The organism is Cupriavidus sp. 05N39 (assembly GCF_056397325.1).
In genome coordinates this window covers 1-10,617 of record NZ_JBFTNE010000163.1, presented here as the reverse complement: position 1 = coordinate 10,617, position 10,617 = coordinate 1, and the positions used below count along the sequence as shown (strand labels likewise).

Here is a 10,617-nt window from a genome sequence, read left to right as displayed (position 1 = left end):
TGCCTGGCCCGCTCCTTCAGGCGCGGGAACAAGCCGTAGACCACTTCCATCTGGTCGAGAAAGTTCTTCTCCCCGGCGCGCTTGCGGCGATACGCCCCCAGCACCAGGTTGTCCGCCACGCTCATCGAGCTGAACAGCTCGCGCTTCTCCGGCACCAGGCACATGCCTCGCGCCACGCGGCCCTCCACCGGTATGCCGGCGAGGTCGTGGCCGAGATAGGTCACCGCACCGGCCGAGGAGCCGCTCACCGGCAGCGCCCCCATGATCGCGTTGAGCATGGTGGACTTGCCCGCGCCGTTGGGGCCGATCACCGTGACGATCTTGCCCGCCTCCACTTTCAGGTTGGCGCCGTGCACCGCTTCGACCTTGCCGTAGCGCACGTGGAGGTCTTTCACTTCGAGGATCAGGCTCATTGTCTTTTCCTTACTCCACGCCGCCGAGATAGGCTTCGAGCACCGCCGGGTTCTTCTGCACGTCCTCGGGCACGCCTTCCGCGATGCGCGTGCCGAACTCCATCACCACCAGGCGGTCGGTCAGATTCATCACGAAATCCATGTCATGCTCGACCAGCAGCACGCTCATGCCCTCGCCCTTGAGCTTCTTCAGCAGTTCCGCGAGCGCCTGCTTTTCCTTGTAGCGCAGCCCCGCCGCGGGTTCGTCCAGCAGCAGCAGCGCGGGGTCGCAGCACAGCGCACGGGCGATTTCCAGGATGCGTTGCTGGCCCAGCGCGAGGCTGCCGGCCTCCATGTACATGCAGTCGGCCAGCCCCACGCGTTCGAGCTGGCGCGCGGCCTCGTGCAATAGCTTCGCCTCTTCGTTCTGGTTCATGCGCAGGATCGCCGCGGTCACGCCGCCCTGCGCCGCGAAGTCGCCGCGCAGGTGCGCGCCGATCGCCACGTTCTCCAGCACCGTCATGGTGGGCAGCAGATGCACGTGCTGGAAGGTGCGCCCGATGCCGCGCTTGACGATCTCGCGCGACGGCAGCCCGGAGATCTGCTCGCCACGATAGAGCACCTCGCCGCGCGTGGCGGGCAGCACGCCGGTGACGAGATTGAAGGTGGTGGACTTGCCTGCGCCGTTGGGACCGATCAGGCCGATGATCTCGCCGGCGCGCACCTGGAAGCTGACGTCATTGACCGCCACCAGCCCGCCGAACTCCTTGCGCGCGGCCTTCACATCAAGGATCAGCTCGCCGGCCTGCGGCTTCGCCCGCAACGGCAACCGCTCGGCCTGCGCCGGCGCCGCCACCGGCAGCCCGCTCGGGAACAGCTTCTTGATAAAGGGCCAGATGCCGTCGCGCGCGTACTGCAGCAGCAGCACCATCAGCACGCCGAACACGATGGTTTCGAAGTTGCCGTTGGCGCCGAGCAGCTTGGGCAGCACGCCTTGCAGCACGTCCTTCAGGATGGTGAGGATGCCCGCGCCGAGCACCGCGCCCCACACATGGCCGACGCCGCCCACCACCGCCATGAACAGGTACTCGATACCGTAGTTCAGGCCAAAGGGCGTCGGGTTCACCGCGCGCTGCAGATGCGCGTAGAGGAAGCCAGAGATGCAGGCGAGTATCGCCGCCACCACAAAGATCACCACCTTCATCCACGCGGTGTTGACCCCCATCGCCTCGGCCATGGTGCCGCCGCCCTTGAGCGCGCGAATGGCGCGGCCCGGGCGCGAGTTCAGCAGGTTCTGCATGGCGATCACCGCCAGCAGCACCACGGCCCAGATCAGGTAGAACATCGAGCGGCCGGAGGCCAGATCGATGCCGAGCACGTTCAGCACCGGAATGCCGTTGAGGCCGTCGTATTTGCCGAGGAACTCCAGGTTGCCGAACAGGAAGAACAGCGACAGCCCCCAGGCGATGGTGGCCAGCGGCAGGTAGTGGCCGGACATGCGCATGGTGATCAGGCCGATCACATAAGCCGAGGCCATCGTGATCACCAGCCCCACCAGCAGGCCGAACCACGGCGACAGCCCGAACTGCGTGGTGAGGTACGCCGTGCTGTAGGCGCCCAGGCCAACGAAGGCGGCCTGCCCGAAGGAGGTCATGCCGCCCACGCCGGTGAGCAGCACCAGGCCGATGGCGACGATGCTGTACAGGCCGATGTAGTTGCCCAGGGTGATCCAGAACTCGGGGGTGGGGAGCACCGGCAACAGCGCCAGCACCACCGTGAAGGCCAGCAGGAAAATTCGGTTCTTGAGGTTCTTGTTCATGGTGTGTCCCTTATTCCTCTTCTTCCACATGCTTGCTGGTGAGCGAGCGCCACAGCAGCACGGGCAGGATCAGGGTGAACACGATGACCTCCTTGAAGGCGCTGGCCCAGAAGGAGGAATAGGATTCGAGCAGCCCCACCAGGATGGCACCCGCGGCCGCCACCGGATAACTCACCAGGCCACCCACGATGGCACCGACGAATCCCTTGAGACCGATCAGGAAGCCCGATTCGTAATAGACGGTGGTCAGCGGCGCGATCAGGATGCCGCACAACGCGCCCATCGCCGCCGCGAGCGTGAACGACAGCCGCCCGGCCTGGGTCGTGCCGATGCCCACCAGGCGCGCGCCAAGGCGATTGACCGCGGTGGCGCGCAGCGCTTTACCGGCGATGGTGCGCTCAAAGTAGAAGTACAGCGCCGCGATCAGCAACGCCGACACGCCCACCACCCACAGGCTCTGGCCGGATATCGACAGGCTGCCCACTTCGAAGCGAGCCTCGGAGAACGGCGTGGTGCGCGAGCCCTCGGCGCCGAACATCACCAGGCCCAGCCCCACCAGCGCGAAGTGCACGCCGACCGAAACGATCAGCAGCACCAGCGTGCTGGCCTCGGCCAGCGGCTGGTAGGCCAGGCGGTACAGCATGGGCCCGAGCGGAATCACGATCAGCAGGGTCAGCGCGATCTGCGCCAGCATCGGCATCGACTGTCCGTTGAAATTCTGCGCCAGCAGATGCACGGCCAGCGGGAAGACCAGGTACTTGCCCGCCAGCACGGCCAGCCGCCTTGCTGCCGTACGGCGCAGCTCGGCGCTGCCCAGGATGGTGATCGTCTCGTAGAGAAAGGTCAGCACGCCCATGACCAGCAGCAGCCAGCTGCTTTGCGGCGCATGACCAGACTGGATCGCCGCCAGGGTCAGCGCGCCATAGGCGACGAACTCCCCTTGCGGAATGAAGATGACGCGGGTCACCGAGAACACCAGCACCAGGGCCAGCGCAAGCAGCGCGTAGATGGCGCCCGAGGTGATCCCGTCCTGCGCCAGGATGGCGGCGATCGAGAGGTCCATTGTCTCCCCGTATTGTTGAATAGTCCTGCCGGCGAGGGAGGCCGGCTGGCTTGTGAAAAAACGAATTACGAAATAGTAAAGAACTTACGCATAGCGTAAATCCTGACGAACCCTTAGGTTGCGCAGTGCCGCATCGGTCATCCGCAAGCACGCACGCCAAACCTCTGATATGCCTGAAGCAGCATATCCGCGGCGCAGCGTGGCCGCCATCCCGATTCGCCCGCTCCTGCCGGCCTCGCAGACCCGTCAATTTAATTAACACGTTAAAGATCGTGCATGACGCATGCGGTGTCAAGTACGGGATTGCCTGTAGTGACGGCGCTGCCCGCTCTGCTTCCGGCAAGCCGCTGCGCACCCAATAAAAAGGGCGCATGGTTTGTCCATGCGCCCTCCTCGCACCGCCGTGCACCTATGCCGGCGGTCTTACTTGGTCTGCAGCTTCCACTTGCCGTCGACGATCTCCACCATCACGCGCGAGCGCTGGTCCAGACCGAGGTGGTCCGTCGGCGTCATGTTCATGATGCCGTGGGAGATCGGCAGTTCCTTGGTCTGCTCCATCGCATCGCGCAGCGCCTTGCGGAATTCCTTGGTACCCGGCTGGCCCTTCTTCAGCGCCTCCGGAATGGCACGCTGCAGCAGCAGGCCGGCATCCCAGGCGTGGCCGCCGAAGGTCGAGACCTGCCCGCCATACGCCTTTTCGTACGCGGTCTTGTAGGTGATGGCGGGCTTCTTGACCGGGTTGCTGTCAGGCAGTTGCTCGGCCACCAGCAGCGGGCCGGCCGGCAGGAAGGTGCCTTCGCAATCCTTGCCGCACACGCGCAGGAAGTCGGCGTTGGCCACGCCGTGCGTCTGGTAGATCTTGCCCTTCCAGCCGCGCTCCTTGAGCGCCTTGGCCGGCAACGCGGCCGGCGTACCCGAACCAGCGATCAGCACCGCATCGGGATTGCTCCCCATCATCTTGAGCACCTGGCCGGTCACGGAGGTATCGGTGCGGGCGAAGCGTTCGTTGGCCACCACCTTGATCTTGCGCATCTCGCCAACCTTGGCAAATTCCTGCGCCCAGCTATCGCCGTAGGCATCCGCGAAGCCGATAAAGGCCACCGTCTTCACGTTGTGGTTGGTCATGTGCTCGGCAATGGCGGTTGCCATGTGCGAGTCGTTCTGCGGCGTCTTGAAGACCCAGTAGCGCTTGGCGTCCATCGGCTCGATGATGCGGGCCGAGGCGGCCAGCGTGATCATCGGCGTCTCGTTCTCGGCGACGACGTCGACCATGGCCAGCGAGTTGGGCGTAACGGTGGAGCCCACCACCACGTCGACCTTGTCCTCGCTGATCAGCTTGCGCGTGTTCTTGACCGCCGTGGTGGTGTCCGATGCATCGTCCAGCACGATGTACTCGACCTTCTTGCCGGCGATCTCCTTCGGCAGCAGCGAGATGGTGTTCTTCTCGGGGATGCCCAGTGAAGCCGCGGGTCCCGTGGCCGATAGCGTTACCCCGACCTTGACCTGTGCGCTGGCGGTGCCGGCGCACAGGCCGGCGGCAGCGAGAGCCAGCAGGCTGGCGCGCTTGAATGTCATCGTGTCTCCTTCCATTGCGGCAAACGGAAAAGGCATCCGTCCCGGCCTCCGGCCGGTCGGATGSCCCAGTCTGGTGTTCTTGTCTTTCTATTCTTCTTATAGTGCCGGTCCCTCGCGGGACCGTCTCCAGGCGCAACGCCGGCGCCTGCCTGCTACCCCAGGGCACTTGGCGAATGCAAATTCGCCGCACCCCGTCTCCCGCCCGACGCTTGATCCCCGGCGGCGCTCGGCACGAACTCGCCATGCCAAGCCATGGCGCGCCGGACCGGCCGCGCATTCGCCGACCGCCCGGTCGGGAATGCGTAGCGAGTCTAGCAACAGCCATATCGGCCGGGTAGCCGGATTAACCCGCATCGCAGCATGCAAGCGACCCGGCCTCTCGCGGACATCGCGCGACGCCGTGTTGGCTCAGCGGCCGAACGCATCCCACGCGGTCTTCACAATCAGCGCGGCCACCACCACGATAAACACCCGCCGCACGAAGGCGCTGCCATGCTTGAGTGCGAGGCGGCTGCCCACCTGGCTGCCCGCCACGTTCGCCACGGCCATGACCAGGCCGAGCTGCCACCAGACATGCCCCTTCGCCGCCAGCAGCAGCAGCGCTGCCAGGTTGGTGGCGAGGTTGACCACCTTGGTCGACGCCGATGCGTGCAGGAAATCGTAGCCGAACACCCGCACGAACACGATCATCAGGAAGCTGCCGGTCCCCGGCCCGAACACACCGTCGTAGAAGCCGATGGCCGCCCCCGCCAGCAATGCCGCCGCGCGCTCCTTGCCGCCCGACAGCGACGGCGCATGCTCGGTACCCAGGCTTTTCTTGGCCACCGTGTACACCAGCAGGATGACCAGGATAAAGGGCAGTGACTTGCGCAGCGGGTCCGCGGGAATCAGCGTGAGCGCGTAGGCCCCCGCCATCGAAAAGGCGAAAGCCGACAGCATCGTCGGCAGGGTCGCACCCCAATAGATACGAACGCTGCGTCCGTAGCGAAGCGCGGCATTCGTGGTCCCGGCCAGCGAGGCTACCTTGCTGGTGCCCAGCAGCGTGGCCGGCGACATGTTGGGATAAGCGGAGAACAGGGCCGGGATCTGCACCAGGCCGCCACCGCCAGCGACGGCATCGATCAGGCCGGCAAGAAATGCGGCAACAGCGAGAAACGCGAATTCCATGGAATGCGAGAAAAATAAAGAGGGGAAAACGAAGCAGCAGAGACGGTCGCGCCAGTCAGGCGCGACACCTGTCAGCCCAGGGTCTTGGGCGCCGGCGTGAGATTGCGATGCCACAGGCCCCCGGCATGCGCGACAAAGCCCGCTGAAGCGGCCTGTGACCCACCCAGCAGCGCCGGCGCCAGGAGCATGTGCCGCACGCCGTGCGCGCGGCACCAGTCGGCCAGCAGGTCGCAACAGGCCAGCAGCACAGCGGGATCCTCTTGCGCGGCTTCCGCGCCAACCCACCACTCCACGGCTAACGCCGCCAGGCCGGACAGTTGGAGATGTGGCACCAGCGCCACGGGGAGGCATCCCACCAGCCGCGGCGCCGCAGCGGCCCCGGCCACCGCCAACACGCAGGTCCCGCGCTCGGGCCTGGCCAGCAGGTTCTCCACCAGCGCATCCCGGGCGCGCGCCGCCGCTACGGGCAACGCTTGCCGTGACTGCAGCCAGGCGCACAGGGGCCCGGCATCGGCCGGGGTGGCGAGACGTACCAATGCCTGCGGACCGGCGGGAAGGGCCGGGGCACTAGCGGGATCGGGCTGGGAAGGAAACGGGGAAGGGAAATCTGAAGGCATGRCGGGCCCGATGGCAAGGCAGCATTGTCTCATGCGCTTCTGGCTGCCCTTATGCCGATTCCACATGGCGAGGGCATTACGCACCACAAACGGGCATTCACGGGTATCGAGCGGGCATTAAAAAAGGCGTTGCCAGGGATCACCCGGCAACGCCCTCATCTTATATTGGCACTCCAGCCTAGTGACTGCGCGCCTGTCGTCTCCTCGCTTCCGCCTCCATTTAACCTGCGAAAACCGTATATGGAATGTAACGAAGCGGTGCGTTTCCAGCAAGCTAGAAGAAACCCTAGCCCCAAAACCGGGCATGTATCCCGGCGGTCACTCCCGGGACTTCCCGAAGAAGCGCGCCATCACTTCACCCATGATGCCGCGGCGGAAAGTCAGCACGCAGATCACGAAGATCACGCCGGTGACCATTGTGACGGACTCGCCCAGCGTGCCGAACCACTCGATGCCCGTCGCCGACGCCAGGAAGTTGCCGATATCGCCGAGCTTGTTCTCAAGGGCCACCACCACGAAAGCGCCGACCAGCGGACCGGACAGTGTACCCAGCCCGCCCACCAGCGTCATCAGGATCACCGAGCCCGACATCGACCAGTGCACGTCGGTCAAGGTGGCAAAGCCCAGCACCAGCGCCTTGATCGAGCCGGCCAGCCCGGACAGCGCGGCGGACAGCACGAACGCCATCAGCTTGAAGCGGTCGGTATCGTAGCCCAGCGAGATGGTACGCGGCTCGTTCTCCTTGATCGCCTTGAGGATCTGCCCGAACGGGGAATGCACGACGCGCACGATCAGCGCGAAGGCCGCCACGATGATGGCCAGCGCCACATAGTAGAGCGTCAGGTCGTTGGCCAGCGGCAGCAGGCCAAACAGCTTGCCGCGCGGAATGCCCTGCAGCCCGTCCTCGCCGCCGGTGTACGGCACCTGCAGGCAAAAGAAGAACAGCATCTGCGCCAGCGCCAGCGTGATCATCGAAAAGTAAATGCCCTGGCGCCGGATCGCGATATATCCCACCACATACCCGATCAGGGCACCAGCCAGCGTGCCCAGCACCAGCCCGACCTCGGGCGTGACGCCCCACGCCTTCATGGCATGGCCGGCCGTGTAGGCCGCGCCGCCGAAGAAGGCGGCATGGCCGAACGACAACAGGCCCGTGTAGCCGATCAGCAGGTTGAAGGCGCAGGCGAACAGCGCGAAGCACAGCACCTTCAACACGAACACGGGATACGCCCCGGCCATCGGCGCCAGGATCAGCGCCAGCAGCAACAATCCGTACAACAGTTTCTTCTGCACGCCCCGCCCCTGTCTTGTCTGCCCTGCGGCCACCGCCGCGCCGGTTGGTTGGTTCATCACTTCTCCCTCCCGAACAGTCCGGCCGGGCGCAGCATCAGCACGATCACCATGATGAAGAACACGACCGTGGATGAGGCCTCGGGATAGAACACCTTGGTCAGGCCTTCGACCACGCCCAGGCCAAGGCCGGTCAGGATCGAACCCATGATCGAGCCCATGCCGCCGATCACCACCACGGCAAACACGATGATGATCAGGTTCTGCCCCATCAGCGGCGAAATCTGGATCACCGGGGCCGCCAGCACACMGGCGAACGCAGCCAGCGCCACGCCGAAGCCGTAGGTCAGCGTCACCATCAGTGGCACGTTGACGCCGAAGGCCTCGACCAGCTTGGGATTCTCGGTGCCCGCGCGCAGGTAGGCACCCAGCTTGGTCTTCTCGATCAGGTACCACGTGGAGAAGCACACCACCAGTGAAGCCGCCACCACCCAGGCCCGGTAATTCGGCAAGATCATGAAGCCCAGGTCGGTTGCGCCGCTGAGCGCCTCGGGCGCCGAGTACGGCAACCCGGACACACCGTAGATCGACCGGAAGATGCCTTCGATCACCAGCGTGATGCCCAGGGTCAGCAGCAAGCCGTAGATATGGTCGAGCTTGTAGATCCAGCGCAGCATCGTGCGCTCGATCACGATCCCGATCAGCGCCACCGCCAGCGGCGACAGCACGAGCATCACCCAGTAGTTGAGCTCGAAGTAATTCATGCCCATCCAGGCCAGCACCGCGCCGAGCATGAACAGCGCCCCGTGGGCGAAATTGATGACGTTGAGCAGCCCGAAAATGACCGCAAGGCCAAGGCTCAACATCGCGTAGAAAGCACCGTTGACCAGTCCCAGCAGTAACTGGGACAGCATGGCGGGCAGAGGAATACCGAAGATGTCCATCGCAGGCGTTACCGTTTGCGCACCAGCCGGGATCCGTCGTTCCCCGCCAGCAAGGCGCAGTCAAAATGAAGCGTGCCGGTCCTGCCCTGACACAATGCCTGAGGCAGTATCAMCACGCCGGAATCATCTTGCTTGTGCCTCCAGGCGGGAACCCAGCGCCGTTGCTGGCCCGGTGCAAAGAAAGACACTGGACCCCCGCTTCGGTCCCCGTAGAAGGCACCGGGCGCGGGGGCGACATACGTCATGCATTCACATCACGTTATTACTTCTTCATCAGCGCGCACTTCGATTCCGCCACCGTGGTGAAGGCCTGGTCGCCAGGAATGGTGGCCACCACCTTCATGTAATCCCAGGGCTTCTTGGATTCCGCCGGCGCCTTCACCTGCATCAGGTACATATCGTGGATGCCGCGGCCGTCCTGGCGGATGTAGCCCTTGGTGTAGAAGTCGTTGATCTTGGTCTTCTTCAGTTCGGCCATGACCTTGTCCGGGTCATCGGTCTTGGCTGCCTCGACCGCCTTCAGGTAGGTATGCGCCGCGGAGTAGTCGGCCGCCTGCAGGCTGCTCGGCATCTTCTTCATCTTGGCGAAGAAGCGCGTGGCGAACTTGCGGGTATCGTCGTTCATGTCCCAGTACCAGCTGTCGGTCATCAGCAGGCCTTCGGTGTTCTTCAACCCCAGGCTGTGGATATCGTTGATGAACATCAGCAGGCCGGCGATCTTCATATTCTTGGTGATGCCGAATTCCTTGGCCGCCTTGATCGAATTGATGGTGTCGCCACCGGCATTGGCCAGGCCCAGGATCTGGGCCTTCGACGACTGCGCCTGCAGCAGGAAGGACGAGAAATCGGAGGCGTTCAGCGGATGGCGCACCGAACCCGCCACGGTGCCGCCATTGGCCTTCACCACGGCGGCGGTGTCGGTCTCGAGCGAGTGGCCGAACGCATAGTCGGCGGTCAGGAAGAACCACGACTTGCCGCCCTGCTTGACCACCGCGCTGCCCGTGCCCTTGGCCAGCGCCACCGTGTCATACGCATAGTGCACGGTGTATGGCGAGCATTCCTCGTTGGTCAGGCGCGCAGTGCCGGCGCCGATATTGATGTAGACCCTCTTCTTCTCCGACGCCACCTTGTTCATGGCCAGCGCGGTGCCGGAATTGGTGCCGCCGATCAGCACGTCGAGGCCCTGCTGGTCCATCCACTCGCGCGCCTTCGAGGCGGCGATATCGGCCTTGTTCTGGTGATCCGCCGAGACCAGTTCGATCGGCTTGCCCAGCACCTTGCCGCCGTTGTCTTCAATCGCCATCTTGATGGCCTCGAGGCCGCCCGGGCCGTCGATGTCGGCGTACAGGCCCGACAAGTCGGTGATATAGCCGATCTTGACGGTATCGCCCGAGACCTGTGCCGATGCCGTACCCGTTGCCACGCCCGCTACGATAGCCGCCAGAGCGACCGCCACCCGAGTCATCTTCATTACCTGTCTCCTTAGTTTCGGCGGCACGTTACGCCACCCGTTCCTGCCCTAAAACAATGCCTGCGATGCATGCCGGCGATGTGCGCCGGCGTGAATCAGACCCCAAGCAGTTCATTCAGCACCGGCATCTTGGCCTGCAGCTCCGCGGCCGCGAAGCGCTCGACGATGGTGCCGTGTTCCATCACATAAAAGCGATCGGCCAGCGGCGCGGCGAAGCGGAAGTTCTGCTCCACCATCACCACCGTGTAGCCCTTCTTCTTGAGCATCAGGATCATGCGC

9 protein-coding genes and 1 pseudogene are annotated in these 10,617 nt (G+C 64.5%); all 10 read right to left on the bottom strand.

The genetic code is table 11. From position 1 onward, the window contains the following. The coding region (locus tag AC1DN0_RS38800) for an ATP-binding cassette domain-containing protein (RefSeq protein ID WP_477146498.1) at positions 1-413 on the bottom strand (413 nt) is incomplete at its 3' end. Between the two features lie 10 nt (positions 414-423). Continuing rightward, positions 424-2,211 (bottom strand): branched-chain amino acid ABC transporter ATP-binding protein/permease, encoded by a 1,788-nt coding sequence (locus tag AC1DN0_RS38795; RefSeq protein WP_441637038.1) that lies wholly within the window; start codon positions 2,209-2,211, stop codon positions 424-426. A 10-nt stretch (positions 2,212-2,221) separates the two neighbouring features. Then, the gene (locus AC1DN0_RS38790) at positions 2,222-3,274 is read right to left on the bottom strand and encodes a branched-chain amino acid ABC transporter permease (RefSeq protein ID WP_441637036.1); all 1,053 of its coding nucleotides are present in this window, start codon (positions 3,272-3,274) and stop codon (positions 2,222-2,224) included. A gap of 423 nt (positions 3,275-3,697) precedes the next feature. Continuing rightward, positions 3,698-4,849 carry an ABC transporter substrate-binding protein gene (locus AC1DN0_RS38785; RefSeq protein ID WP_441637034.1) on the bottom strand — a complete coding sequence of 384 codons (1,152 nt, stop codon included), beginning with the start codon at positions 4,847-4,849 and terminating at the stop codon, positions 3,698-3,700. 408 nt (positions 4,850-5,257) lie between these two features. Further along, positions 5,258-6,016 carry a sulfite exporter TauE/SafE family protein gene (locus tag AC1DN0_RS38780; RefSeq protein ID WP_441637032.1) on the bottom strand — a complete coding sequence of 253 codons (759 nt, stop codon included), beginning with the start codon at positions 6,014-6,016 and terminating at the stop codon, positions 5,258-5,260. A 71-nt stretch (positions 6,017-6,087) separates the two neighbouring features. Next, on the bottom strand, positions 6,088-6,633 hold the full coding sequence (locus AC1DN0_RS38775; RefSeq protein WP_441637030.1) for a hypothetical protein: 546 nt from the start codon (positions 6,631-6,633) through the stop codon (positions 6,088-6,090). Positions 6,634-6,951: 318 nt separating this feature from the next. Beyond that, entirely contained in the window at positions 6,952-7,983 is a 1,032-nt protein-coding gene (locus AC1DN0_RS38770) for a branched-chain amino acid ABC transporter permease (RefSeq protein ID WP_441637028.1), read from the bottom strand. Further along, entirely contained in the window at positions 7,983-8,867 is an 885-nt protein-coding gene (locus AC1DN0_RS38765; RefSeq protein ID WP_477146497.1) for a branched-chain amino acid ABC transporter permease, read from the bottom strand. Before AC1DN0_RS38765 ends, AC1DN0_RS38770 begins: the two co-directional genes overlap by 1 nt. Before the next feature lie 262 nt (positions 8,868-9,129). After that, a complete protein-coding gene (locus AC1DN0_RS38760; protein WP_477104695.1) occupies positions 9,130-10,338 on the bottom strand; it encodes an ABC transporter substrate-binding protein in 1,209 nt (402 codons plus the stop codon). Positions 10,339-10,433: 95 nt separating this feature from the next. After that, positions 10,434-10,617, bottom strand: a pseudogene (locus AC1DN0_RS38755) (ABC transporter ATP-binding protein); the annotation flags it as partial.